This window comes from Luteimonas mephitis DSM 12574 (assembly GCF_000422305.1).
Taxonomy (GTDB): Bacteria; Pseudomonadota; Gammaproteobacteria; order Xanthomonadales; family Xanthomonadaceae; genus Luteimonas; species Luteimonas mephitis.
Map to the genome: position 1 here is coordinate 118,410 of NZ_AULN01000018.1, position 26,523 is coordinate 144,932.

The following is a 26,523-nucleotide window of genomic DNA, read 5'->3' on the forward strand; positions in this document are numbered from 1 at the left end:
ACGGCCACTGGATGACTTTTTCTTCTGCCGAACTGATCGACGCGCTGTGGCGACGCAGGCGGCGGTCGTTGCGGCCCGGGCAGCCCGCAGGCGAGTTCCCGCCGGGATGGGCGGCGTGGTTCGACGCGATGCAGGCGCGCGTCGGCGCGGTAACCGGCGCCACCGCCGAGGCGATCCTGGCGATCTTCGTCGCCCGTGAGCCGAAGCTGCCGCCGCGCGCGATGGCCGAGCTCAATCGCTGGCAGGCATTCAATGCCCTGTGGCGCCAGCAGTGGCATCCGGCCAGCGAAGACGGCGACTGGCGCGTCCGCTTCATCGCCAGCGTGGTGACGCTGGTCGCGCACCTGTTCCTTGCCGTGTTCCTGCTGTACGTGGCCCAGGTGCGACTCATCGGCGTTCCCGAGCAGGCCAGCGCGGGCGAGGACGTGATCCAGGTCGAGTACATCGGTGACGGCACGCCGGACGAGTCTGGCGGCGGGCCATCGCAGGGTGAAGCCGCCGCGCAGGAAACGCCGGCGCCCGCCGCCGATGCCGCGGCTGCGTCGACTCCAGACCGCGCCACGGCCCAGCCCAGCGAGCCGTCGCCGCCGCCCGCGGCCGCCGACGTGGCAGCGCAGCCGCCCCAGCCATCGCCGCCCGCGCCGGCGCTGCCGGTCGCGCAGCCGCTGCAGGTCACGCAAACGCCGGAGCCGGACCAGGTATTCACCGTGCCGCCGGTGAGCATCGCGGCCGCTCCACGGCCGGCGACTCCGGTTCCTGACCTGAGCGCGCCGGCGCCGGAGATCGAAGTGGTCGAGGTACCGACACCCGTGGTGGCGCCGGTACTGCAGCCGCGCGAGACGGCGACGCCGCGCGTGACATCACCGACCCTGCAGCGGCAGCCCGAACAGGTGACGATGCGCGAGATTCCCGTGCCGCTGGCGCCGGTCAGCGTGCCGAACGTACCGGTGCGGCCGAGCGCGGCGCCGGACCTGCGGGCACGCGCGCCGGAGGTTGCGGTCCGTGCCATTCCCGCGCCTGCTCCGGCGCCGCCGGGCGAGGCGACGCGAGCGCGGCCCAACGCCGATGCGGGCGTGGAAGACGCGCGGTCGCCGGCATCCTCCACGGCGACGGCAGCCACTTCGGGCAAGACGTCCACCAGCACCGCGCCTGCCAGCGGCAGCGAAACGGCAAGTACGGGCACGCGCAAGGCCGGGACCTCCAGCGGCAGCGGCGCGACATCCTCGCCCAAGCCCGGCGCGCTGCCGTCGCCGAAGCGCGGCGACGACTGGGGCGCGTCGACCCGCAACCGCCCGGGCAGCCAGGCCGGCACGCCGGGACTGTTCAACGCCGACGGCACGCCGAAACTCGCGTCGGGCGACGGCAAGGTCGGCGGTGGCCTGCCGCCGGGCACGATCACCGAGGACTTCGAGAAGATCGACCGCAACGGCACCTGGCTCAAGCGCCCGCCGATCGACTACACGCCAACCGCCTTCGACAAGTTCTGGATCCCCAACGAGACGCTGCTGCAGGAATGGGTGCGGCGGAGCATCAAGGAAGTGCTGATCCCGATCCCGGGGACGTCGAAGAGCATCAAGTGCTCGGTGGTCCTGCTGGCGCTGGGTGGCGCCTGCGACATCACCGATCCGAACATGCAGGACGTCGAAGCCGAGGCGCGCAAGCCGCCGGACGTGCCGTTCAAGCCCGAGCTGCAGGAAAACCAGGAGGCGCTGGGCAAGCCGCCCGGGACGCAGTGACCGGTGGCGCAAGGTGCTGGCGTGTGCGCCGGCTCGCGCGCATGGCGTCAGCCGCGCGATTCCCGGGGAGCGCCGCGGCAACCTGGCGACCGAAGCCGCTTGCACCGGGGCAGAGGTGACGGCGAACCTGCCGGGTTCCGCATACGAAGAAGGCCCGCTCGCGCGGGCCTTGTTCGTGTGTCGCTGCAGGCGCGGCGCGCCGGTCGGCTAGTTGTTGACGCCGTGCAGGTCGCGCAGGTGGGTGGGGCGTGAACCGAAGTAGGCCGCCAGGTCGGCGATCTGCTGGTCGGTCAGATCCTTGGCCTGCTGCGACATCAGCGCATGCGTGCGGTTGCCGTCACGGTACTGCTGCAGCGAGTGCGCGATGTAGTCGTAGTACTGGCCGCCCAGCTTGGGATAGCTGGCATCGATCGGGGCGTTGCCTTCTTCGCCGTGGCAGTCCACGCAGGACTGGCCGGTGGCCTTGCCCTTGGTGTGGGCGAGCTTCTCGCCGGCGTCGATGTGGCCGTTGGGCAGGCCGGCGGACGAGGAGGTATGGCCTGCGTCGCGGTCGGACGCGGAGTGCTCAACCGGGGTGTCGCCGCCGGAGCAGCCGGCAAGCGCGAAGACCAGGGCGATGGCAAGGATGGAGGCGGAACGGGTCATGGCGCGGCTCACTGCTTCAGCTCCGAAAGATAGGCCGCGATATCGGCGATGTCCTGCTCGGAAAAACTCTGCGCCTGCACTTCCATGGTCGGGTGCTTGCGCGCGCCCTTCTTGTATTCGGTCAGGGCGTTGGCCAGGTACACCGCCGACTGCCCGCCGATGCGCGGCACGTGGTAGTTCGGATAGGCGTTCTTGTAGCCGGTGACGCCGTGGCAGCCCTGGCAGGTGAAAGTAAGCAGCTTGCCGTGTTCCACCGAGCCGACAGGGGTGGCCGGGGTACTGGCTGCAGGGGCAGCCGCCACGGGAGCCGGGGCCGGTTCGCTGGTGGCGGGCGCGGTCTCGGTCTGGGCGAACGCCGCGGACGAGAGAGCGGCAAGGGCAAGGCTGGCGGCGATCTGCAACGGTCGCGTCATGTCGGGTATCCGCAATCGTGAATGGCTGGAAAGAATCTGGCTTGTCGACGCCACCGCAGGCCGCGATGCGCAACCGCAACAGTATAGCGACAGCTTGAGACCAACCCAAAATGGACCTGCCCGCCGAACGCCCGGCCGACATCCGCCGGCAGTCACCATGACCTCTGGCGGATGCTGTTTCCGAAGCCGGTGATATACCTTGCTACAACACCGTAGGGGTTATCTCAGAAGATGGACAAGAACACCGTGTTTTCGGGCTTCGCGAAGACGCTGCTGGCAATCGTGCTGGCGGCCGGCGTGGCTTCGGTGAGTGGATGCAGGGACGACGGGGAGGGCGCAGCCCAGGCCAAGGCCAAGGCACCGGACGCCGAAAAGACCGCCGACGCGATTCCGGTGGAGGTCGCGAAGGCCTCGCACCGCGCGGTTGCCGCCAGCTACACCGGGACCGGCGCGCTCGACGCGCGGGCCGAATCGCAGGTGGTGGCCAAGACCTCCGGCATCGCCATGGCGGTGTTCGTCGAGGAAGGCCAGCACGTGAAGGCCGGGCAGGCGCTGGTGCGCCTGGACGCGGACCGCGCGCGCCTGCAGGCGGCGCAGAGCGAAGCACAGGTGCGCAAGCTCGAGGCGAACTACCAGCGCGCGAAGCAACTGGCCGCGCAGCAGATGGTGAGCGCCAACGACCTCGACCAGCTCAAGTACGACCTTGCCAATGCGCGCGCGGTCAACAACATGGCCAACCTCGAGCTGTCCTATACCAGCGTGGTCGCGCCGATCTCCGGCGTGGTCGCCTCGCGTTCGATCAAGCCCGGCAACTTCGTGCAGATCAACACGCCGATCTTCCGCATCGTCGACGACTCGCGCCTGGAGCTGACCTTGAACGTCCCCGAGCGCGAGATCGCGACCCTGAAGGCGGGGCAGCCGGTGAAGCTGCAGGTCGACGCGCTGCCGGGACAGTCGTTCGACGGCATCGTGGACCGGGTTGCGCCGGTGGTGGACTCGGGCAGCGGCACGTTCCGCGTGATCTGCGCATTCGCAGGCGGCGGTGCGCTGCAGCCGGGCATGTTCGGCCGCATCAGGATCGACTACGACCAGCGCGCCAATGCGCTGGTGATCCCGCGCGTCGCGCTGCTCGACGACCAGGGCGCGCCGGCGGTCTACGTGGTGCGCAAGGGCAAGGCCGTGCGCGTGCCGATCAAGACCGGCTACACCGACGGCGAGTGGACCGAAGTGCGCAGCGGCCTGAAGCCCGGCGAGGCGGTGGTGACCGCGGGCAAGGTGGCATTGCGCGAAGGCAGCGCGGTACAGGTGATCGGTGAGCCGACGGACAAGCCGGTTGCCAAGGCCAAATCCACAGCCGGCACGGAAGACAAGCAGTGAGTGGCGGCATGCGCGAACCGGGTTCGTCCGACTCGCCGCGGCCGGACGACGGCATCGGCCATGGCCTGGTCGGTTTGTCCACGCGTCGTCGCGTCACCGTGGCGATGTTCTGGATCACGATGCTGCTGTTCGGCTCGATTGCGCTGTCGTCGCTGAAGGTCAACCTGCTGCCGGACCTGAGCTATCCCACGCTGACCGTGCGCACCGAGTACACAGGCGCGGCGCCGTCGGAGATCGAAACCCTGATCACCGAGCCGGTCGAGGAAGCCGTTGGCGTGGTCAAGAACCTGCGCACGATGAAGTCGGTCTCGCGCACCGGCCAGAGCGACGTGGTGCTCGAGTTCGCCTGGGGCACCGACATGGACCAGGCCGGGCTGGAAGTGCGCGACAAGATGGAAGTGCTGCAGCTGCCGCTGGAAGCCGAGGCGCCGGTGCTGCTGCGCTTCAATCCGTCGACCGAGCCGATCCTGCGGCTGGCGCTGTCGACGAAGGCCAAGGCGGCAACCGACCAGGATGCGATCCGTGAACTGATCCAGCTGCGCCGCTACGCCGACGACGACCTGAAGAAGAAGCTCGAGCCGGTCGAAGGCGTCGCCGCGGTCAAGGTGGGTGGCGGCCTGGAGGATGAGATCCAGGTCGACATCGACCAGCAGAAGCTTGCGCAGCTGCAGCTTCCGATCGAGACCGTGATCCAGCGGTTGCAGCAGGAGAACATCAACATCTCCGGCGGCCGCCTCGAACAGGGCTCGCAGCGCTTCCTCGTGCGCACGGTCAACCAGTTCGCGAGCGTCGACGAGATTGCGAACATGCTGGTGACCACGCAGGGCGCCGGCGGCACCGACGCGCAGAATGCGGCGCAGCAGATGGCGCGCGTGGCGGCGGCGACCGGCGACGCCAGCGCAATGGCAGCCGCGGCGTCGGTGCAGAGCGCGTCGTCGGCGGGCTCGGGCGTGGTGGCCGGCGGCGTTCCGGTGCGGCTCAAGGACGTGGCCACGGTGCGCCAGGGCTACAAGGAGCGCGAGGCGATCATCCGCCTGGCCGGCAACGAAGCCGTGGAGCTTGCGATCTACAAGGAAGGCGACGCCAACACCGTTGCCACCGCCGACGCCATCGCCAAGCGGCTGGAACAGATCAAGGCGCAGATGCCGCCGGACGTGGAACTGACCACGATCGACGACCAGTCCACCTTCATCCGCCACGCCATCGCCGACGTGAAGCTCGACGCGGTCATCGGCGGCATCCTCGCGATCCTGGTGATCTTCCTGTTCCTGCGCGACGGCTGGAGTACCTTCGTGGTGGCGCTCTCGCTGCCGGTGTCGATCGTCACCACGTTCTTCTTCATGGACCAGCTGGGCCTGAGCCTCAACGTGATGTCGCTCGGCGGCCTGGCCCTGGCCACGGGCCTGGTGGTGGACGATTCGATCGTGGTGCTCGAATCGATCGCCAAGGCGCGCGAGCGCGGCCTGGGCGTGCTGCAGGCGGCCGTCGCCGGGACCCGCGAGGTCAGCATGGCGGTGGTCGCGTCCACGTTGACCACGATCGCGGTGTTCCTGCCGCTGGTGTTCGTCGAAGGCATCGCCGGGCAGCTGTTCCGCGACCAGGCATTGACGGTGGCGATCGCGATCGCGATCTCGCTGGCGGTCGCGATGACCCTGATCCCGATGCTCAGCGCGCTCAAGGGCCACGCGCCGATGGCGTTCCCGGAGGAACCGCCGCACCCGCAGTGGCAGCCGGGCCGGAAATGGCAGAAGCCGGTCGCCGCGACCGGGCGCGGCATCGGGGCCGGCATCCGCGGCTTCTTCTTCGGCATCGCATGGCTGTTCATCCGCCTGTGGCGCGGCATCGTCGCGGTCGTCGGCCCATTCATGCGCAAGGCCAGCGACCTGGCGATGGCACCCTACGGTCGCGCCGAGCGCGGCTACCTGAGGCTGCTCCCCGGCGCGTTGCGGCGGCCGGGGCTGGTGCTCGGCTTCGCGGCGCTGGCGTTCGGGCTGACGCTGGCGGCCATCCCGATGCTCGGCGCCGACCTGATCCCGCAGTTCGCGCAGGACCGCTTCGAGATGACGGTGAAGCTGCCGCCCGGTACGCCGCTGCGCGAGACCGACCAGCTGATCCGCGAGCTGCAGGCCGAGCACGACAAGGACGAAGGCATCCGCACGCTGTACGGCGTCAGCGGCAGTGGCACGCGGCTGGACGCGAACCCCACCGAGAGCGGCGAGAACATCGGCAAGCTCACCGTGGTGATGGCCGATGGCGGCAGCAAGGAAGTCGAGGCGGCGGAAACCGAGAAGCTGCGCGCGACGATGAAGCGCCATGCCAGCGCGCAGGTCGACTTCAGCCGACCGGAACTTTTCAGCTTCTCCACGCCGCTGGAGATCGAACTGCGCGGGCAGGACCTGGCGTCGATCGAGGATGCAGGCCGCAGGCTCGCCGCGCTGCTGCGCGACAACCCGCACTACGCCGACGTGAAGTCGACGGTGGAGCAGGGCTTCCCGGAGATACAGATCCGCTTCGACCAGGAGCGCGCGGGCGCGATGGGCCTGACCACGCGCCAGATCGCCGACATCGTGGTGAAGAAGGTGCGCGGCGACGTGGCCACGCGCTACAGCTTCCGCGACCGCAAGATCGACGTGCTGGTACGCGCGCAGGTGTCCGACCGCGCGTCCGTCGCCGACATCCGCCGCCTGATCGTCAACCCCGGCAGCGCGCGCCCGGTGACCCTGGACGCGGTTGCCGACGTGGTCGAGACCACCGGTCCCAGCGAGATCCACCGCGCCGACCAGGTGCGCGTGGCGATCGTCTCGGCGAACCTGCGCGACATCGACCTGGGCGGCGCGGTGCGCGAGGTCGAGCAGCTGGTGCGCGACCATCCGGTCGGTGCCGGCGTCGGCATGCACATCGGTGGCCAGGGCGAGGAACTGTCGAATTCGATCCGCTCGCTGCTGATGGCATTCGGGCTGGCGATCTTCCTGGTCTACCTGGTGATGGCGTCGCAGTTCGAGTCGCTGCTGCATCCGTTCGTCATCCTGTTCACCATCCCGCTGGCGATGGTCGGCGCGGTGCTGGCACTGTTGCTGACGCGCTCGCCGGTGTCGGTGGTGGTGTTCATCGGCCTGATCCTGCTGGTGGGCCTGGTGGTGAAGAACGCGATCATCCTGATCGACAAGGTCAACCAGCTGCGCGAGGCCGGCGTGGCCAAGCGCGAAGCGCTGGTGGAAGGCGCCCGTTCGCGCCTGCGGCCGATCATCATGACCACCATGTGCACGCTGTTCGGCTTCCTGCCGCTGGCGCTGGCGGTGGGCGAGGGCGCCGAGGTGCGCTCGCCGATGGCGATCACGGTGATCGGCGGCCTGCTGGTGTCGACGCTGCTGACGCTGGTGGTGATCCCGGTGGTGTACGACCTGCTTGATCGCCGCGCGGACGACTACTACCTGGCCCGCGCGAAGCTGTCCGGCGCCGAGGATCGCGACGCGCATGACGCCATCGCGGCCGACGGGGATCCAGCATGAGGCGTGCACGTCCCTGCAACCCGTCCGGCCCGGCGCAGCGCGCCGGTCGTTCGGTCGGTCCGCGCGGCAGTGCCGCGCAAGCAGACCGATCTCACCCTGGTGAAGGGGAGGGCTTCAAGCCATGAGCGTCGCGGAGTTCAGCATCCGTCGTCCGGTCACGACGATCATGTTCTTCGTGTCGCTGTTCGTGATCGGCATCATCGCGGCGGTGCGGCTGCCGCTCGAAGCGTTTCCCGAGGTCTCGCCGCCCTTCATCTTCGTGTCGCTGCCGTACACGGGTTCCACGCCCGAGGAGATCGAGCGCACGGTGCTGCGGCCGGCGGAGGAAGCGCTGTCGACGATGACCGGCATCAAGCGCATGGATTCCCAGGCACGTGCCGACGGCGCCCAGCTGTTCATCCAGTTCAGCGACTGGAGCAAGGACGTCGCCATCGCCGCCTCCGAGGCGCGTGAACGCATCGATGCGATCCGTGACGAGCTGCCGGACGACCTGCAGCGCTACTTCGTCATGAAGTTCTCCACCACCGACCAGCCGGTGCTGCGGGTGCGACTGGCCGCCGGCAACGGCATCGACCTGTCGAACGACTACGACCTGATCGACCGCGAGTTCAAGCGGCGGCTGGAGCGCATTGCCGGCGTGGCCAGGGTGGATGTGTCCGGCGCGATGCCCAACGAGGTGGAGATCGCGATCGCGCCCGACCGCCTCACTGCCCACGACATCGGCCTCAACGAGCTGGCGCAGCGGCTGCAGCAGCTGAACTTCTCCGTTTCCGCCGGCGAGATCGAGGATGGCGGCCGGCGCCTGCGCGTGCAGCCGGTCGGCGAGATCGTCGACCTGCAGCAGCTGCGCGACCTGGTGATCAACGACAGCGGTCTGCGCCTGGGCGATATCGCCAGCGTGCGGCTCAAGTCCGCGCGGCTGGACATGGGGCGGCGGCTGGAAGGACAGCCGGCGGTGGGCCTGGATATCTTCAAGGAACGCAGCGCCAACCTGGTGGAGGTCTCGCGCAGCGTGCTGGCCGAAATCGAGGTGATCCAGAACGAGTCCGCGCTGCGCGACGTGCGCGTGACCGTGATCCAGAACCTGGGCAAGGACGTGACCAGCTCGCTGCTGGAGCTGGCCGAAGCGGGCGCCATCGGCCTGGTGCTGTCGGTGATCGTGCTGTTCTTCTTCCTGCGCCACTGGCCGTCGACGCTGATGGTGACGCTGGCGATCCCGATCTGCTTCGTGATGACGCTGGGCTTCATGTACTTTGCCGGCGTCACCCTCAACATCCTGACGATGATGGGCCTGCTGCTGGCGGTGGGCATGCTGGTGGACAACGCCGTGGTGGTGGTGGAAAGCATCTACCAGGAGCGCGAGAAGATCCCCGGCAAGCCGAAGCTGGCCTCGATCATCGGCACCCGCCACGTGGCCATCGCGCTCACCGCGGGCACGCTGTGCCACTGCATCGTGTTCGTGCCCAACCTGTTCGGCGAACGCAACTTCCTGAGCATCTACCTGTCGCAGATCGCGATCACCATTTCGGTTTCCCTGCTGGCGTCCTGGCTGGTCGCGGTCAGCCTGATCCCGATGCTGTCCGCGCGGCTGAAGACGCCGCCGGCGGTGCAGAAGACCGGAGGCCTGATCCCGCGCATGCAGAAGCGCTACGCCACGTTCCTGCGCTGGACGCTGGAGAACCGCGGCAAGAGCCTGCTGGGCATCGCACTGATCGTGGCGGTCAGCATCGTGCCGGTCATCCACACTAAGACCAATATGTTCGGCGGCGACGGTGGCGACGAGATCAACATCTATTACCAGTGGAAGGGCTCGTACACGGTCGCGCAGATGTCGGACGAGGTCCGGCGCGTGGAGGACTTCCTCGACGCCAACCGCAAGAAGTTCCACGTCAAGCAGGTCTACTCGTGGTTCAGCGAGCAGGGCGACGCCGGCACGCAGGTGACGTTCGACTCGGCCGACCCGGACCGGATCAAGTCGCTGACCGACGAGATCAGCAAGGCCCTGCCGAAGTCCGCGCGCGCCGAGATCGGCGTGCGCAACGGCGGCGGTGGCGGACCGGGCGGCGGCGGGCCGGGGCAGGATGTGCAGGTGCAGCTGGTCGGCGATTCTTCGCAGACGCTGGCCGAGCTGGGCCGCAACATCGTGCCGATCCTGTCGCGCCGGAAGGAGCTGCGCGACGTGCACGTCGACGCGGGCGACCAGAACAGCGAACTCAACGTCCGCGTCGACCGCGAGCGGGCGGCGGCGTTCGGCTTCAGCGCGCAGGAGGTCTCGCAGTTCGTCGGCCTGGCGCTGCGCGGCGCGCCGCTGCGGGAATTCCGCCGTGGCGAGACCGAGGTGCCGGTCTGGGTGCGTTTCGCGGGTGCCGAGCACTACGGCATGGAAGATATCGCCACCTTCATGGTGCGCGCGCCCGACGGCCGCACCGTGCCGCTGCTGGCGATGGTGGACGTGTCCATCGAGCCTGCCGCCACCCAGGTCCAGCGCACCAACCGCCAGACCACGCTGACCATCAAGGCCAGCCTGGCGCAGAAGGTCACGATGCCCGAAGCACGCACCGCGATGGAGGAAACGCTGAAGGCATTCGCGTTCCCGGCCGGCTACTCGTACTCGTTCGACGGCGGCGCCTTCCAGGACGAGGACGAGGCGATGGCGCAGATGATGTTCAACCTGGTGATCGCGCTGGTGATGATCTACATCGTGATGGCGGCGGTGTTCGAGTCGTTGCTGTTCCCGGCGGCGATCATGAGCGGCGTGCTGTTCTCGGTGTTCGGCGTCTTCTGGCTGTTCTGGATCACCGGCACCGAGTTCAACATCATGGCCTTCATCGGCATCCTGGTGCTGATGGGCGTCGTGGTGAACAACGGCATCGTGATGATCGAGCACATCAACAACCTGCGTCGCCGCGGCCTGAGCAGGACCGATGCGCTGGTCGAAGGCAGCCGCGAGCGGCTGCGGCCGATCCTGATGACGATGGGCACGGCGATCCTGGCAATGGTGCCGATCGCGATGAGCACCGGTTCGAGCGACGACATGCCGGCCTACTATCCGATGGCGCGCGCGATCGCCGGTGGCCTGGCGTTCTCGACCCTGGTCAGCCTGCTGTTCCTGCCGACGATCTACGCGATCCTCGACGACCTGCGGCACGGCACCGCGCGCGTGATCCGGCGCGCGCGCGGACCAGGCGAGGGCGAGCCGCAGGCAGCGGCAGTCGTCGGGACGCTGTAGTTCCGGAGGTTTTCCCGCCGCCTTCCTGCCTGCAGCGCGGGAAGGCGCCCACCCATGTCCATGCCGGAGCAGGATGCGTGCACGCAGCGCTCGTCGAAATCTCGATCCATGTCAGCGTGATTGCCGCGCTGGCCGCGCTCCTCGCCTGGTGTTCACGCAGCCGGTTACGGCCGGGATGGCTGCTCGCGGCGTTGCTGCTGATGCTGCTGCGCGATGCCCTCGTGCTGCGCGGCTACGGGTTGATCCCCAACTTCGTTACCGGCAGCGACTGGGCCTGGACCGGGAAGCTGCTGGCCACCGCCGGCTTGCTGGCGGTGGCCGCGTTGCCCGGTTTCGGATTGGCACGCTGCGGCATCACGTGGCGGCAGGAGCAGGGGGCGCGCGCTGCCTGGCTGGTGTTTGCGGTGGTCGCGGTGATCGTGTGCGTGATTGCATTCGCGTACCGCGACGGGCCGGACACCCTGGATACGATCGCGTTCCAGTGGACGATGCCCGGCATCGAGGAAGAACTCTTCTATCGCGGCGTGCTGCTGCTCGCCTTGAACGAAGCGCTGGACTCCGGCGTCCCGCGCCGCTTCGCGGGCATCGGCTGGGGCGGCGTCCTGGCAAGCGTGGCCTTCGGCCTTGGCCACGCGTTGTTCTACCGCAAAGCGGGCCTGACATTCGACACGCTGGCATTCGCGCTCACCGGCGGACCAGCGCTGCTGCTAGCGTGGTTCCGCGCCCGTACAGGCAGCCTGGCATTGCCGGTCCTGGCACACAACGTTGCCAACGGCATGCCGGCGCTGCTTTAACCAGACGCCGCGGACTGCGGGAGCGAAGCTTTCACGGGTCACCAGGGGCCGCGCAAACATCCCCGGCGTGCCCGTCCTGCGAGACGAGCGCAGCGGGCGCCGTTCGCCTGCAGCAGATGTTGCGGATGTCAGGCGATTAGCTTGCCGACGATCCGTGCGCCCGCCAGCCACACGCCGATGCCGGTGCCCAGGTTGGTGAGGATGAAGTTGAGCACCACGCGCGCGACCCGGTTGCGGTACCAGCCGCGCAGGGTCTGGGCGTCGTCGCGCAGGGCGAGGAAATCGCCGTAGGCGGGCTTGCGCACGCGCAGTTCGACCAGTGCGCTGAACATGCCCGAGGGAACGCCGGGCCGGAACGGCTTGAGCGGCGCGGCGATCGCGCCGGCAAGGATGCTCAGCGGATGGCCGCCGGCCAGCAGGCAGCCCAGTGCCGCCAGCCCCGCGGTGAACAGGATCCATTGCTGCAGCAGGTCCGCGCCAAGCGCGAAGCCGCCGCGCCAGAAGCCCCAGGCGATGCCGCCGAGCACCAGCGTGGTAATGGCCATGGTGAACCACGGCAGCCTCTTCTTCTTGCGGACGAAGTCGAGTTCTTCGCAGACCGCGCGCGGGTCGCGCGTTTCCTCGCGCAGGTAGCGAGCCAGCCCCTGCAGGTGTCCGGCGCCGACCACGGCCAGCACGTTGCGCGCCTCGCCGCTGGTCTCGCGCAGGCGCGACGCCATGTACTGGTCGCGCTCGTCGATCAGGGTGTCGTACAGGGCAGGGCTCTGCTTGGCGAATTCGCCGAAGCTGGCTTCGAGCATGTCGCCCTGCTTGAGATTCTCGATTTCGTCCTCGCCGACCTCGTCGTCGACCAGCAGGCCGGTGAGCAGGCCGCTGACCAGGCGGATGCGGCCGAAGAAGCCGAGCCGCGCCGAGATGCGTCTGAAAGTGACCCCGACCTCGCGGTCGATCAGGTGCACCGGCAGGTCGCGCGCACGCGCTTCGTCGGCGGCGGCCTTGAGTTCGGCACCCGGCTCGATTCCGAGCTGCTCGGCGAGGCGCCGCTGGTAGGCGGCCAGGCCGAGGTTGGCCGCGAACAGCGCCGCCTTGCCCTCGCGGATCACCTTCACCAGGTCGAGCTTGGCCAGCGCGTCCGGGTCGCTCAGCGCCTGCATGCGCTGGGTGTCGAGTTCGACCGAGACGGCGTCGAACGCGCCCGTGTCGACCGCTGCGCGCACTGCATCGAGGCTGTCGCGGGACACATGCGCGGTGCCGAGCAGGGTGTAGCGCACGCCGTCGCGTTCGACGATGGCGTGCGGCTGGCCGGCGAGGGCGTCGAGGGGGGCGGGCGAAACGGTTTCGGTCGTCATCAGGCGGTGGTGCGGTGCGGGCGGGGCGCCACGGCATCGCCACGACGGGGCCGGCAGCATAGACGCTCGCCCGCACTGCCCGCAAAGCGCGGGCTGAAAGGCGAGGCGTCGTTCAGGCGATGCCGTAGGGGAGCTCGGGCGTCGACACCACGCGTTGCCCGACCGTTTCTCCGCGCAGGAAGCGCAGCGCCGCGGTGATCACGTCCTCGTGCTGCGCGATGCGGTTGTGGCCGAGGCCGCGGGTGCTGAGCAGGCGCGAATCGGGCCAGTAGCGCGCATAGCGCTCGCCTTCGGCCCAGGGCACCTCGCGGTCGTCCAGGTCATGCACGATCAGCGCCGGGCGGGCGATCCGCGGGGCGTTGTTCTGGGCCTGGTATTCGGCGAACGAGGTGCCGACCATGGACTCGAACATCGCGACCATGCGCCGGCGCAATCGCGCCGGCAGCCCGACCACGCGCGCGAAACGCAGCGCCGCATCGACCGGGTCGGCGGCGGGCGCAATCAGCACCGCGCGTTCGACCGCAAGCCCGCGCGCCATCGCGATCGCGGCCGCGGCGCCGCCCAGCGAATGCCCGACCAGAGCTGCGGCCGGACCGAAGCGCTGGCCGACCGCGGCCAGCGTCTGCGCGAATTCCGGCAGCGTGGCGCGCCGTCCGCTGCTGCGGCCGTGCGCCGGCTGGTCGAACGCCACCACCGCATATCCGCCGGCGCGCAGCTGCTCGACCCACGGCAGGAAGCGCGTGCCGTGGCTGGACCAGCCGTGCGCGAACAGCACATAGGGCTGCACCTGTGGATCGCCCCAGACGTAGGTGTGGATGTGCTGGCCGGCGAGGTCGAGGTCGGCCTCCGCGGCGCGGCCGGTCGGCGCGGCGAGGGCGCGTTCGCGCGAGCTCGGGAACGGCGTGCAGAACAGGTCCCCGGCGCGGCGCAGCGTGGCCTGCGGGCGCAGCACGCCGCCCAAGCGGAAGCTGGCGCGCAGCCACAGGCGGAGCATGTGAGAACGAACGATCGTGCTAATTTTGGCGGAAGACGCAGGCATGGCACACCTCGGGGTGGTCGTCGGGACTCAGGGGGAGTGGGCGGTGATCCAGCGGTCCAGGGCGGCGTCACCGTGGCGCCGCGCGCGTTCGTAGCCGAACAGGCCCGCTTCGTGGAGCATCGCCAGCGGGATCGCGTACAGCTCGAACGCGTACTGATCGGTGTCGCCGTCGCGCAGGTGGCCGCATTCGATCGCCAGCCGGGCGGCGCGCTCCAGCGCATCGCGCCAGCGCTGTTCGTTGTGCAGGACCTGGTCGCGCAGGACGCCGGGGCGGTCGTCGTACTCGGTCACCGAGCCAACCAGCACGCAGCCGCCGGTCGCGTGCCGCCCCCATTCGAACCAGTTGCGCATCAGCGCCCGCAGGCGCGGAAGGCCGCGCGGCTGCGACAGGGCGGCCACCAGCACCGACTCCCCGAACCGGCGCGCCGCCGAATCGAGCACGGCCAACTGCAGGTCTTCGCGCGAACCGAAATGGGCGAAGACGCCGCTCTTTGACATCCCCACCGCCTGCGCGAGCGGGCCGATCGAGAGGCCTTCCAGACCGGTCTGGCGGGCCATTTCGTAGGCCCGGTCGAGGATGGCCTCGCGGGTCGCGGCGCCCTTGGAGGTGGCAGTCAGGCTGGACATGCGGCGAACGATAGCACGATCGTTCGTTTTATTGCTGCCGTTCGTCGGGAGGAGCCGGAGTGGCTTGCCATGGATTCATGCGGATGAGCACGGCAGTGGGGAGTGGAAATACAGCGGATGTCCGGGCAGGCGGCGTCCGTTCTCATCCTGTTTCAGTCAAGGAAACCTATCTATTTCAATTTGGTAGCGGATATTTCTGAGCCGTTTTCTTATCCGAGATCATCGGCCTGGATCCGTCCCCGACCCCGGACTCCGGCCGCCTCGTGCCCGCTAGTCTCGATACCGCTTCAGCAGGTCGTCGTAGGCATCGATGCGACGGTCGCGCAGGAAGGGCCAGATGCGGCGCACGTGTTCGCTGCGGCCCAGGTCGACGTCGCAGACGAGCAGCGTCGGGTCGCCGCCGGCCTCGGCGATGAACTCGCCCTGCGGACCGAGCACGTGGCTGTTGCCCCAGAAATCGATGCCGGTAGCGCCGATCGGGGAAGGCTCGTGTCCGACGCGGTTGCAGCTCAGTACCGGCAACCCGTTGGCGACCGCGTGCCCGCGGTGGCTGAGGATCCAGGCATCACGCTGGCGGTCCTTCTCGGCCTGGTCGTCGCTCGGATCCCAGCCGATCGCGGTGGGATACAGCAGCAGTTCCGCGCCGGCCAGCGCCATCAGGCGCGCAGCCTCGGGATACCACTGGTCCCAGCACACCAGAACGCCGAGGCGGCCGACGCTGGTGTCGATTGGCTCGAAGCCGAGGTCGCCGGGGGTGAAGTAGAACTTCTCGTAGAAGCCCGGGTCGTCGGGGATGTGCATCTTGCGGTACTTGCCGGCGGTCGAGCCGTCGGCGTCGAACACCACCGCGGTGTTGTGGTACAGGCCGGTGGCGCGCTTCTCGAACAGCGAGCTGACCAGCACCACGCCGTGCCGCTTCGCCAGTGCGGCGAGGCGCTCGGTGCTCGGGCCCGGGATGGTTTCGGCCAGGTCGAACTCGTCCACCGACTCGTGCTGGCAGAAGTAGGGGCCGTTGTGCAGTTCCTGCAGCAGCACCAGCTTTGCGCCCTGGCGCGAGGCCTCGGCGACGCGCTGCTCGATCACGGCGAGATTGTCTTCGGCGCTGCCGTGGTTGCGTTCCTGCACCAGGGCGACGGGGAGGGTGGTCTTCTTCATGTCGACACGATTCCGGAAGGAACGATCATTGTAGGTCGAGGCTACGGCCCCGACGTCTTGGCAACGGCCGACCGACGATCGGGTATCCGGACACGCGGGGCTTCGCGGGCGTAGCCCCGACCTACGCGAGGCCCTGCGGGAGTTGCATGGTGAGGCAGTGCAGGCTGCCGTTCTGCCAGATCAGCGGGCGGCATGGGACCTGGACGATCTCGCGGTCCGGGAATGCCTGTGCGAGCACGCCCGCGGCGGCCGCGTCGGCCGCGTCGCCATAGGCGGGAATCAGCACCGCGCCGTTGATGACCAGGAAGTTGGCGTAGCTGGCGGCGAGGCGACGGCCTTCGTCGATGACCGGCTGCGGCCACGGCAACGGGAACAGCCGGTAGGGCTGGCCGGCCTGGGTCCGCAGCGCCGCGATCTCATCGGCCATGGCCTGGAGTTCGGCGTGATGCGAATCGGCCGGGTCATCGCAGGCCTGGAAGACGATCGCGTCGCCGGGCGCGAAGCGGGCGAGGGTGTCGATGTGGGCGTCGGTGTCGTCGCCCTCGAGGTAGCCGTGGTCGAGCCACAGCACCCGGTCCTGCGCCAACCAGCCGGCCAGCTTCGCCGACAGGTCCTCGCGGCTGGTGTCCCGATGGCGTTCGTGAAGGCACTGCCAGGTGGTCAGCAGGGTGCCGGCGCCATCGGTTTCGATTGCACCGCCTTCCAGCGCAAAATCAATGGTTTGCCGAGAACTGTTGAGAAACGTATTTGCATTGTCGAGATGCTCGACAAGGCGGTCGTCGCGGCTGGCCTCGAACTTCCCGCCCCAGCCGCTGAAGCGGAAGTCGAGCAGGCGGAAGCCATCGCCGTCGCGCAGGGTGATCGGGCCGGAGTCGCGCAGCCAGGTGTCGTCGTACTCGACCGGGAGGAACCGCACGCGGTCCATGTCGACCCGCGCCGACGCCAGTCGCGCGCGGGCGTAGGCCTCGACGTCGTCGTCGGCCACGCACACCAGCGCGCGCTGGAAGCGGGTGATCGCCGCGACCAGGGCGATGTAGGTCTCCTCGACCTCGCCGAGGCGCTGCGCCCAGTCAGTGCCGGCATGCGGCCAGGCGACGAGGATGGCGGACTGGGGCTCCCACTCGGCGGGGAAGCGCAGCCTGGAATCGGTCATGGAAACCTTCGGCAAAACCCCGCGCGGACGCGGCGCGGGTGGTGTGTGGATGCGTGGAGCGGGATCCGCGTCAGCGGATGGGCGGCTTGGGGCCGACTTCGTTCGCCGCAGCCTTCTGCGCGACCGCGTCGATGACGCGGCTCTTCTCGAAATAGACCACGAACCCCGGGTAGACCCAGCGGTTGATCGTAGGCCACTGGCGCTTCTGGCCGCCGCGCGCGTCGAGCTTCTCGCTGGGCGCGCCGAAGCGGGCTTCGACCTGGGCCATGCTCATGCCGCGGGTCGGCATGGCCATCCGGTTTTCCTGCTGCACGCGATCGACCAGCAGGACATCTGCGGAGGCGGCACCGGCCACGCCCAGCAGGACGGCGGCGGACAACGAAATCAGGACTCGCGACATGACGGACTCCCAAGGGCTTGAATGCGGGCTTGAAGATGAATGCCGCAGCGTTGTAGCAGATTACGGCCGGGGCGGGTGGTGCCTGCCGATGTTACTGGGCACGGCGTCACGCCCGCGTTCGCGCATCCGGGGCGGCATGGGCGCATGGCCGGGTGGCCGCAGGAATCCATGGCAACAACGGCGAAAGGCCGCATCGCTGCGGCCCTTCGTCTGCAACACACCGCTCCCGGCAGGGCCGGGGAGGAGATCCCTCAGCGCTGGCGCGCCTTGAAGCGCGGGTTGCTCTTGCAGATCACGAAGACCTTGCCGCGGCGACGGACGACCTTGCAGTCGCGGTGGCGGGCCTTCGCCGATTTCAGGGAGGACAGGACCTTCATGACGTACCTCAAAAGACGGTTGGGACGAGCGAGCCCGCCATTCTAGCGGACATTTCCCCGGCCACTCAAGCGCTTGCGGTGATTTTTTTCGCGGGCCCGGCAGGGTGGGTCGTCGCCCGGCCCCGTAGAATGCCGCAAACCGAATATCCGGGGAGAGATGAATGACGGCAAGCGAGGTTCCGGTCCTGACCATCGATGGGCCGTCCGGCTCGGGCAAGGGCACCATCAGCCGCATGGTGGCGCGACGCCTGGGCTGGCACTATCTGGATTCGGGCGCCCTGTACCGGGCGGTCGGGGTGGCGGCGGCGTGGGGCGACCTCGACCTGGGCGATGCAGGGGCGCTCGTGCACTGCACCTTCGACACGGCGGTCGACTTCCGCGAGGACGCCGGCGGCGAGCTGCGGGTGCTGGTCAACGGCAACGACGCCACCGACGAGCTGCGCACCGAAACCGCGGGCGCGGTGGCTTCGGCCATCGCCGCCATCCCCGAGGTCCGGACCGCGCTCATGGACCGCCAGCGGGCCTTCCGCCAGCCGCCGGGCCTGGTGACCGACGGACGCGACATGGGCACGGTGATCTTCCCTGACGCCCCGTTCAAGGTTTTCCTGACCGCGAGTGCCGGAGAGCGGGCCGAAAGGCGCTATAAACAGTTGAAGGACAAGGGGGTTTCCGTTACATTGGACGGTCTGCTACGCGAGATTCTCGCGCGCGACGCCCGCGACGCCAACCGCGCGGTGGCGCCGCTGCGGCCGGCCGCGGACGCCGTCCGCATCGACACCACCGGCATGGGGATCGACGAGGTGGTCACACGCGTGCTGGAAGTCGTAGGCGCGTAGCGCCTGCTCCGGTTTCCTTCCCCTCTGCGGGAGAAGGATAAGGACGGGATGAGTAAACCGGGGTCGCGGTTGCATCGCGACTTCACGAAGTTCCTTCCCTGTTCAAGGGGAAGGCAAGGATGGGGAGGGATTTCCGGGACGGTGCCGCGAGGCTCGCACTCGAACTCGCCCCTCCAGTGCCAGCCGTCCCCGTAGGGGAGGGAGCAAGAAGCCCGCTCTTTCGTGAGCGGGTGCAACAGGCCCCGTCGGTTCGCCGCCGGGTTTTCCAACCACAACACTCACGGCCAGGCGCAATCCCGCGCAAGCCGACAACGGGTGGACCGGCATGCGCCACGCGCCTGCGGTCTGTGTCATCAACCGAGTAATTTTCCAATGACCGAATCATTCGCAGAACTGTTCGAACAGAGCCAGACCAACCTGGCGAAACTGAAGCCGGGCTCCATCGTCACCGGCACCGTGGTCCAGGTGCGCACCGACGTGGTCGTGATCAACGCCGGCCTCAAGTCCGAAGGCATCGTGCCGATCGAACAGTTCCGTAACGACGACGGCGAGATCGACGTCGCCGAAGGCGACATCGTCAAGGTTGCCCTCGACTCCCTCGAGAACGGCTTCGGCGAGACCGTGCTGTCGCGCGAGAAGGCCAAGCGCGCCATGGTGTGGGACGAGCTCGAGGAAGCCCTCGAGAAGAACGAGACCATCACCGGCCGCATCAGCGGCAAGGTCAAGGGCGGTTTCACCGTCGACATCAAGGACGTCCGCGCGTTCCTGCCCGGTTCGCTGGTCGATGTGCGCCCCGTGCGCGACCCGGTGTACCTGGAAGGCAAGGAACTCGAGTTCAAGCTCATCAAGCTCGACCGCAAGCGCAACAACGTGGTCGTCTCCCGCCGCGCGGTGGTCGAGAGCGAGCATTCCGAAGAGCGCGAGCAGCTGCTCGAGAAGCTGGTCGAGGGCGCCGTGCTCAAGGGCGTCGTCAAGAACCTCACCGACTACGGCGCGTTCGTCGACCTCGGCGGCATCGACGGCCTGCTGCACATCACCGACATGGCGTGGAAGCGCGTGCGCCATCCGTCCGAGGTCGTGGAAGTCGGCCAGGAGCTGGACGTCCGCGTGCTGAAGTACGACAAGGAGCGCAACCGCGTCAGCCTCGGCCTCAAGCAGCTGGGCGAGGATCCGTGGGACAACATCTCGCGCCGCTACCCGTCCAACACCCGCGTGTTCGGCAAGGTCAGCAACGTCACCGATTACGGCGCGTTCGTCGAGATCGAGCCGGGCGTCGAAGGCCTGGTCCACGTGTCCGAGATGGACTGGACCAACAAGAACGTCAATCCGTCCAAGGTGGTGCAGGTCGGTGACGAGATGGAAGTGATGGTGCTGGACGTGGACGAAGAGCGTCGCCGCATCTCGCTGGGCATCAAGCAGGTCACTTCCAACCCGTGGGAGACCTTTGCGGCCATCCACAAGAAGGGCGACAAGGTCGAGGGCCAGATCAAGTCGATCACCGACTTCGGCATCTTCATCGGCCTGGACGGCGGCATCGACGGCCTGATCCACCTGTCCGACATGAGCTGGAACTCCACCGGCGAGGAAGAGGCGCGCAACCTGAAGAAGGGCGACACTCTGGAAGCCGTCGTGCTGGCGGTCGATCCGGAGCGCGAGCGCATCAGCCTGGGCGTCAAGCAGCTCGAGCAGGATCCGTTCGGCCAGTTCATGGCCGCGCATCCGCGTGGCTCGAAGGTCAGCGGCACGGTCAAGGAAGTCGACGCCAAGGGTGCGACGATCGAACTGGCCGACGGCGTGGAAGGCTATGTCGCCGCGCGTGACATCTCGGAAGAGCGCGTCGACGACGCCAGCCATCACCTGAAGGTCGGCGACACGATCGAAGCCAAGTTCACCGGCATGGATCGCAAGGGTCGTTCGCTGCAGCTGTCGATCAAGGCCAAGGACGAAGCCGAGACCGCCGAGACCCTGGCCGAGTACAGCAAGTCGTCCTCGTCCTCGGATGCCTCGAGCGGTACCACCAAGCTCGGTGCGCTGCTGCGCGAGCAGCTCGAGAACAAGTCCGAGTAAGCGGTACGCGGTGGTCCGGCATTGGCCGGACCACCGCATCGGCCGGCCACCACGATGACAGCGTCCATGACCAAATCGGAATTGATCGAGATCCTCACCCAGCGCCAAGGTCACCTGAAAGCCGAGGACGTCGACATGGCCGTGAAGTCGCTGCTGGAAATGATGGGCGGGTCGCTGGCCCACGGCGAACGCATCGAGATCCGTGGTTTCGGCAGTTTTTCCCTGCATTACCGGCCGCCGCGTACCGGCCGCAACCCCAAGACCGGTGACGCCGTTGCGCTGCCGGGCAAGCACGTGCCGCACTTCAAGCCGGGCAAGGAACTGCGCGAACGCGTCAGCGACGTCATGCCGTTGCCGCCCGACGAGGGCTGAATCCCGTCCTGGCCGCGGCCCGGCCACGCACGGCCCGCAACAGGCAGGGGGCGTTGCAGGCCGGCTCGTCGTAAGCTTGGCGTCATGGCTCCACAGGCGCACGCACCATGCGATTGATCCGATTCCTCATTGCCCTGCTGTGCATCGCGGCCGGCGTCCTCGTGGGCGCGTTGAACCCGCAACCGGTGTCCATGGATTTCGGCTTCGTCACGCTGCGCGGCACACTCGGCGTTTCACTGCTGGTCGCGCTGCTCGCCGGCGCCATCGCCGGCGGATTGATGCTCGCTGCCTCAGTGGTGGTGCCGCTGCGGGCACAGCTCCGGCGCCAGCGCGCGCAGCGACCGGCAACGCCTGCAAACCCGCAACCCGGCGACCCATGACATGGACTTCATCACCCAGTGGTTCTGGCTCTTCCTGTTGTTGCCCATCGCCGCGCTGAGCGGCTGGGTGATCGGCCGCCGCGGCGGTGAACGCCATAGCGACACCCAGGTCAGCCGCCTGTCGACCACCTATTTCCGCGGCTTGAACTACCTGCTCAACGAACAGCCCGACAAGGCGATCGAACTGTTCCTGCACATCGCCGAACTCGACAAGGACACGTTCGAAACCCAGGTCGCGCTCGGCCACCTGTTCCGCAGGCGCGGCGAAGTGGACCGCGCGATCCGCCTGCACCAAGGGCTGGTGCAGCGGCCCGACCTGAGCGATCCGCAGAAGGTGCAGGCGCTGCTGGCGCTGGGCGAGGACTACATGCGCTCGGGCCTGCTCGATCGTGCGGAGACGGTGTTCACCGACCTGGCGAAGATCGACCAGCGCGCACCGCAGGCGCTCAAGCACCTGATCGGCATCTACCAGGCCGAACGCGACTGGCCCAAGGCGATCGAGAATGCATCGCGCTACGAGGCTGCCACCGGGGAACCGATGGGCAAACTGATCGGGCAGTTCGAATGCGAGCTCGCCGAACGCCTGCGTGCGGCCGGTGACGCCGCCGGTGCGCGGGAGGCGGTGGCGCGCGCCTATGCCGCCGACTCCAACCTGGTGCGCGCCGGGATCCTGGAAGGGCGCATCGAGGTCGATGCCGGCAACGACGTGGCCGCTATCCGCGCGTTCGAGCGCGCGGCGCGACACGATCCGGAATTCCTGCCCGAGGTGCTGCCTCCGCTGCTTGCCGCGTACGAGCGCGTCGGCGACGGGCCCGGCGCACGCAACTTCCTGTCTGAGATGAGCGAGCACTATCGCGGCATCGCGCCGGTGCTCGCGTTGACCCGGCTGGTCGAAGCCGAAGACGGCGTGGCCGATGCGCGTGCCTACCTCGCACGCCAGCTCAAGGATCGGCCGTCAGTGCGCGGCGAGGCCGCGCTGATCGACCTGACGCTGGCCGCGGGCGCCGACCCGGCGGCGACCCTGCAGGATCTCAAGCACATCACCGACCAGCTGCTGGTGCGCAATCCAAGCTATCGCTGCAGTCGCTGCGGCTTCGGTGCGCGCAGCCACCATTGGCAGTGCCCGAGTTGCAAGGAGTGGGGCACGATCAAGCCGCTGCTGAACTACGCGGTGGTTTGAGTCTTGGGCACGGGGACGCCAGCGGGCACGATCGCCTGGCTCGTGCTGCTGGCCGGCATCAGCCTGGCCGGCACGGTCGCCGCGCGCCGCTACGCGCTGCGGCGCGACCTGCTCGATCATCCAGGCGAGCGTCGCAGCCACGTCGTGGCCACGCCCCGCGGCGGCGGCATCGGCATCGTGCTTGCCATGCTCGTCGCGATGGGCCTGCTTGCATGCCGGGACCCGGCGCAGGCGATGGCGATGGTGCTTTCGGCAACGGGCCTGCTGCTGGTCGCAGGGATCGGCTGGCTTGACGATCACCGGCCGCTGACGCCGTGGTCGCGCCTGGTCGTGCACGCGGTCGCTGCCGTCCTGCTGGCCGCGGTGGCTTATCGCGCAAGTGGGCAGGTGGCCGTGGCGTTGCTCGCATTCGTGCTGGCGATGGTGCTGGTCAACATCTGGAACTTCATGGACGGCATCGACGGCATCGCGTCGCTGCAGGCACTGGTCGTTGCCGGCGCGTGTGCGCTCCTGGCGCACGACGCGGCCTCGCGCTGGCTCTCGCTTGCCATGGGCGCGGCCTGCCTGGGCTTCCTGCCGATGAACCTGCCGCGGGCGAGAATTTTTCTCGGAGACGTGGGCAGCGGGGCGCTGGGCTACACACTTGCGCTGGCCATGGTGCTGGTGGCGAGCGGAACTGGCAGGGAATCGTCGCTTTCGACGTGGATGGTTGTGTTCCTGCCGGCCTCGGCGTTCCTTGTCGACGCGACCTTGACACTGGTTTCGCGCATCGTACGCGGCGAGCGCTGGTGGACACCCCATGTCGGGCACGCCTACCAGCGCTGGGCAAGGGCCGCGGGCAGTCATTGGCCAGTCACGTTCGCCTACGCAGCATGGGCAGTCGCGGGAAGCGTATTGGCGTGGCTGGGCCGGGATCTGCCCGAAGCGTCTATCATGTACGCCGGCAGCGCGTGGTACCTGGGGGGAGGAATCCTGTGGCTGCGGTTCCAGCTGTATCGCAGCCGTAAGTCGGGTTTGCCGGGAAAACAGAGCGAATGAGTGCTTGGAGAATTCGGGTGGGGGCGGGGCTGCCACGGGCTGCGATCGTGGCGCACGACCTGTTCATGGTGTGGCTGTGCTGGGCCGGGCTGAACCAGTTCCGCTATTCCATGGAGATCGTCTCCCTCGACCTGCCGTTCTGGTCGCCGGAAATGCTGCTGGTGCTGTTCGCGCAGGGGCTGGTGTTCTGGAAGGTCGGCCTCTACCGCGGCGTCTGGCGCTTCGCGAGCCTGCCGGACCTGCTCAATATCCTCAAGGCGAGCCTCGCCGGGCTGCTGGCGATCGTGCTCGCGCTGTTCCTCTACAACCGTCTGGACCTGGTGCCGCGTTCGGTGCTGGTGCTGTACCCCATCGTGCTGACGGCGCTGCTGGGCATGCCGCGGCTGCTGTACCGGACGTGGAAGGACCACGGTCTGGCCCGTACCGACAAGGCGGCGCTGCGGGTGCTGATCCTGGGCGCCGGGCAGGCCGGCGAAACCCTGGTTCGCGACCTGCGCCGCGCTGGCGCCTACCAGCCGGTCGGGTTCCTGGATGACGCTGCAAAGCTGCGGGGCAGCTACCTGCAGGGCCTGCCCGTGCTCGGCCGGATCGAGGATGTGGGCAAGGTCGCGCCGGAAACTGCGGCCAAGCTGATCGTGATCGCGATGCCATCGATCGATGCCGTGGCCATGCGCCGCGTGGTCGAGGCCTGCGAGCGCACCGGGCTGCCGTTCCGCACCGTACCGCGGCTCGACGACCTGCTCGAAGGGCGTTCGCTGCCCGGCGAACTGAAGGAAGTCGCGATCGAGGACCTGCTCGGGCGGCAGCCGATGAAGCCGGACTGGAAATCCATCCGCGGCTGGCTCGGCGGCCGCAGCGTGCTGGTGACCGGCGCTGGTGGTTCGATCGGTTCCGAGCTGTGCCGGCAGTGCGCCAAGCACGGCGCGCGCCAGATCACGTTGCTGGAGATCGACGAACTGGCGCTGATCACCATCGAAGCCGAGTTGCGCCGCGATTTCCCGCAGATCGAGTGCGTGCCGGTGCTCGGCGATTGCGGCGACCCCGCCGTGGTCCGCCATGCGCTCGAACGATCCAGGCCCGATGCCGTCTTCCACGCCGCTGCCTACAAGCACGTGCCGGTGCTCGAGACGCAGCTGCGCGAAGCGATCCGCAACAACGTGCTGGCCACCGAGACCGTGCTCAAGGAGAGCCTGCAGGCCGGCGTCGGCACCTTCGTCCTGATCTCCACCGACAAGGCGGTTGATCCGGCGAACGTGCTGGGCGCAAGCAAGCGCCTCGGGGAAATGGTGTGCCAGTCGATGGCCGATTCGCTCACCACGCGCCTGATCACGGTGCGCTTCGGCAACGTGCTCGATTCGGCGGGCAGCGTCGTGCCGCTGTTCCGCGAGCAGATCCGCAGCGGTGGCCCGATCACCGTGACCGACGAGGAAGTCACGCGCTACTTCATGACCATCCAGGAGGCCTGCCAGCTGATCCTGCAGGCCTCGGCGATCGGGTCGCAACAGGCGATCTACACCCTGGACATGGGCGAGCCGGTGCCGATCCGGCTGCTGGCCGAGCAGATGATCCGCCTGGCCGGCAAGCAGCCGGGGCGCGACATCGCCATCGTCTACACCGGCCTGCGGCCCGGCGAAAAGCTGCACGAAACGCTGTTCCACGCCGACGAGCGCTATCGCCCGACCGCGCATCCCAAGATCCTCCAGGCAGAGGCGCGCGAGGTCGTGGTCGAAAGGATCAACGGCATCTGCGCCAGGTTGCGCGAAGCCAACGCCCGTTACGACCTCGAGGCACTGGCTGCGCTGTTGCGTGAAGCCGTGCCCGAGTTCGTCCCCGCCGATTCGCCGAGACTGCCGCGCAGGGTGGGTACGGTGGTGGCATTCCCGGAAAGAGTATCCCGCAGGACATGACCAGACGAATCAGGAAGGCCGTTTTCCCCGTGGCGGGCCTGGGCACCCGTTTCCTCCCGGCCACCAAGACCGTCCCGAAGGAGATGATGCCGATCGTCGACAAGCCGCTGATCCAGTACGCGGTCGACGAGGCGATCGAGGCAGGGTGCGACACGCTGGTGTTCGTCACCAATCGCTACAAGCATGCCGTTGCCGATTACTTCGACAAGGCCTACGAGCTGGAGCAGAAGCTGGAGAAGTCCGGCAAGCACCGGCAACTGGACCTGGTACGCAACGTGCTGCCCGAAGGCGTGCGCGCGGTGTTCGTGACCCAGACCGAGGCGCTGGGCCTGGGCCATGCGGTGCTGTGCGCGAAATCCGTCATCGGCGACGAACCATTCGCGGTAGTGCTGCCCGACGACCTGATCTGGAACAAGGGCGCACCGGGCGCGCTCAAGCAGATGGCCGACCACGCGGAGGCCACCGGCGGCGGGGCAATCGCGGTGCAGGACGTGCCGCGCGAGCAGACCGCGAGCTACGGCATCGTCGCCACCAGCGACTTCAGCGAACGCTCGGGCAGGATCCGGCGCATGGTTGAAAAGCCGAGTCCGGAGACCGCGCCAAGCACGCTGGCAGTGGTCGGGCGCTATGTGCTGCCGGCGGGCATCTTCGACGCGCTGGAAAAGACCGGCCGCGGCGCCGGCGGCGAGATCCAGCTCACCGACGCGATCGCCAGCCTGCTCGATACCACGAGGATCGATGCCTACCGCTTCCGTGGCACGCGTTTCGACTGCGGGACCCACCTGGGCTTGGTCGAGGCAACGATCCGCTTCGCGCTGGACCACGAGAAGATCAGCGACGCCGCACGCGAAAGCATGACGCGCACGCTGGCCGACCTCGGCGTGATCCACATCGACTGACGCTTTCCCCCTCTCTCCTTCAGGGAAGCGGGCGGGGAGGG

General features: G+C 68.2%; 22 protein-coding genes. 13 read left to right on the plus strand and 9 right to left on the minus strand.

What is annotated here, in order from left to right; genetic code table 11:
• The first annotated feature begins 11 nt into the window (after positions 1 to 11).
• Positions 12 to 1,736: a hypothetical protein gene (locus tag H570_RS0108490; protein ID WP_156899905.1), complete on the plus strand. Its 1,725-nt coding sequence runs from the start codon at positions 12 to 14 to the stop codon at positions 1,734 to 1,736.
• Positions 1,737 to 1,943: 207 nt separating this feature from the next.
• Here the strand turns inward: H570_RS0108490 and H570_RS0108495 are convergent, their stop codons facing one another.
• Both H570_RS0108495 and H570_RS0108500 read right to left on the minus strand, forming a co-directional pair.
• Complete coding sequence (locus H570_RS0108495; RefSeq protein WP_027080359.1) at positions 1,944 to 2,381, minus strand: c-type cytochrome; 438 nt, start codon at positions 2,379 to 2,381, stop codon at positions 1,944 to 1,946.
• A gap of 8 nt (positions 2,382 to 2,389) precedes the next feature.
• Positions 2,390 to 2,794, minus strand: a complete 405-nt coding sequence (locus H570_RS0108500) for a c-type cytochrome (protein WP_084499973.1) — start codon at positions 2,792 to 2,794, stop codon at positions 2,390 to 2,392.
• Between the two features lie 231 nt (positions 2,795 to 3,025).
• Between H570_RS0108500 and H570_RS0108505 the strand changes: the two genes are divergently transcribed.
• The 4 genes from H570_RS0108505 (at position 3,026) to H570_RS0108520 (ending at position 11,703) form a co-directional block, all read left to right on the plus strand.
• Positions 3,026 to 4,171 carry an efflux RND transporter periplasmic adaptor subunit gene (locus H570_RS0108505; RefSeq protein ID WP_027080361.1) on the plus strand — a complete coding sequence of 382 codons (1,146 nt, stop codon included), beginning with the start codon at positions 3,026 to 3,028 and terminating at the stop codon, positions 4,169 to 4,171.
• Positions 4,172 to 4,179: 8 nt separating this feature from the next.
• Positions 4,180 to 7,680, plus strand: coding sequence for an efflux RND transporter permease subunit (locus tag H570_RS0108510; RefSeq protein ID WP_027080362.1), 3,501 nt, complete (start codon positions 4,180 to 4,182; stop codon positions 7,678 to 7,680).
• A gap of 121 nt (positions 7,681 to 7,801) precedes the next feature.
• Positions 7,802 to 10,909 (plus strand): efflux RND transporter permease subunit, encoded by a 3,108-nt coding sequence (locus H570_RS0108515; RefSeq protein ID WP_027080363.1) that lies wholly within the window; start codon positions 7,802 to 7,804, stop codon positions 10,907 to 10,909.
• 77 nt (positions 10,910 to 10,986) lie between these two features.
• Positions 10,987 to 11,703, plus strand: coding sequence for a CPBP family intramembrane glutamic endopeptidase, BDIM_20840 family (locus H570_RS0108520; RefSeq protein ID WP_027080364.1), 717 nt, complete (start codon positions 10,987 to 10,989; stop codon positions 11,701 to 11,703).
• Positions 11,704 to 11,831: 128 nt separating this feature from the next.
• On the opposite strand, the gene H570_RS0108525 is transcribed toward H570_RS0108520, so the two are convergent.
• From H570_RS0108525 to ykgO, 7 genes are all read right to left on the minus strand, one after another.
• Complete coding sequence (locus H570_RS0108525) at positions 11,832 to 13,052, minus strand: TraB/GumN family protein (RefSeq protein WP_027080365.1); 1,221 nt, start codon at positions 13,050 to 13,052, stop codon at positions 11,832 to 11,834.
• A 112-nt stretch (positions 13,053 to 13,164) separates the two neighbouring features.
• The gene (locus tag H570_RS0108530; RefSeq protein WP_156899907.1) at positions 13,165 to 14,046 is read right to left on the minus strand and encodes an alpha/beta fold hydrolase; all 882 of its coding nucleotides are present in this window, start codon (positions 14,044 to 14,046) and stop codon (positions 13,165 to 13,167) included.
• 72 nt (positions 14,047 to 14,118) lie between these two features.
• Positions 14,119 to 14,718: a TetR/AcrR family transcriptional regulator gene (locus H570_RS0108535; RefSeq protein WP_027080367.1), complete on the minus strand. Its 600-nt coding sequence runs from the start codon at positions 14,716 to 14,718 to the stop codon at positions 14,119 to 14,121.
• Positions 14,719 to 14,988: 270 nt separating this feature from the next.
• Positions 14,989 to 15,873, minus strand: a complete 885-nt coding sequence (locus tag H570_RS0108540) for a carbon-nitrogen hydrolase (RefSeq protein WP_027080368.1) — start codon at positions 15,871 to 15,873, stop codon at positions 14,989 to 14,991.
• A 121-nt stretch (positions 15,874 to 15,994) separates the two neighbouring features.
• On the minus strand, positions 15,995 to 17,026 hold the full coding sequence (locus H570_RS0108545) for an agmatine deiminase family protein (RefSeq protein WP_027080369.1): 1,032 nt from the start codon (positions 17,024 to 17,026) through the stop codon (positions 15,995 to 15,997).
• 70 nt (positions 17,027 to 17,096) lie between these two features.
• Positions 17,097 to 17,426: a hypothetical protein gene (locus tag H570_RS0108550; RefSeq protein WP_027080370.1), complete on the minus strand. Its 330-nt coding sequence runs from the start codon at positions 17,424 to 17,426 to the stop codon at positions 17,097 to 17,099.
• A 251-nt stretch (positions 17,427 to 17,677) separates the two neighbouring features.
• Positions 17,678 to 17,803 (minus strand): type B 50S ribosomal protein L36, encoded by a 126-nt coding sequence (gene ykgO / locus H570_RS0108555; protein WP_010342887.1) that lies wholly within the window; start codon positions 17,801 to 17,803, stop codon positions 17,678 to 17,680.
• A gap of 161 nt (positions 17,804 to 17,964) precedes the next feature.
• On the opposite strand from ykgO, the gene cmk reads away from it, so the two are divergent.
• From cmk to galU, 8 genes are all read left to right on the plus strand, one after another.
• Entirely contained in the window at positions 17,965 to 18,639 is a 675-nt protein-coding gene (gene cmk / locus H570_RS0108560) for a (d)CMP kinase (RefSeq protein WP_027080371.1), read from the plus strand.
• Positions 18,640 to 19,011: 372 nt separating this feature from the next.
• Complete coding sequence (gene rpsA, locus H570_RS0108565; protein WP_027080372.1) at positions 19,012 to 20,706, plus strand: 30S ribosomal protein S1; 1,695 nt, start codon at positions 19,012 to 19,014, stop codon at positions 20,704 to 20,706.
• A gap of 66 nt (positions 20,707 to 20,772) precedes the next feature.
• Positions 20,773 to 21,078, plus strand: coding sequence for an integration host factor subunit beta (locus H570_RS0108570; RefSeq protein ID WP_027080373.1), 306 nt, complete (start codon positions 20,773 to 20,775; stop codon positions 21,076 to 21,078).
• Between the two features lie 107 nt (positions 21,079 to 21,185).
• Complete coding sequence (locus H570_RS0108575) at positions 21,186 to 21,458, plus strand: lipopolysaccharide assembly protein LapA domain-containing protein (protein ID WP_027080374.1); 273 nt, start codon at positions 21,186 to 21,188, stop codon at positions 21,456 to 21,458.
• 1 nt (position 21,459) lies between these two features.
• Positions 21,460 to 22,638 carry a lipopolysaccharide assembly protein LapB gene (lapB, locus tag H570_RS0108580; protein WP_027080375.1) on the plus strand — a complete coding sequence of 393 codons (1,179 nt, stop codon included), beginning with the start codon at positions 21,460 to 21,462 and terminating at the stop codon, positions 22,636 to 22,638.
• Between the two features lie 3 nt (positions 22,639 to 22,641).
• Entirely contained in the window at positions 22,642 to 23,676 is a 1,035-nt protein-coding gene (locus tag H570_RS16950; protein ID WP_051176244.1) for an MraY family glycosyltransferase, read from the plus strand.
• Positions 23,673 to 25,583 (plus strand): polysaccharide biosynthesis protein, encoded by a 1,911-nt coding sequence (locus tag H570_RS0108590; RefSeq protein WP_027080376.1) that lies wholly within the window; start codon positions 23,673 to 23,675, stop codon positions 25,581 to 25,583. Before H570_RS16950 ends, H570_RS0108590 begins: the two co-directional genes overlap by 4 nt.
• Positions 25,580 to 26,482: a UTP--glucose-1-phosphate uridylyltransferase GalU gene (gene galU, locus H570_RS0108595; protein ID WP_027080377.1), complete on the plus strand. Its 903-nt coding sequence runs from the start codon at positions 25,580 to 25,582 to the stop codon at positions 26,480 to 26,482. The genes H570_RS0108590 and galU overlap by 4 nt, the downstream gene beginning before the upstream one ends.
• The last annotated feature ends 41 nt before the right edge of the window (positions 26,483 to 26,523 follow it).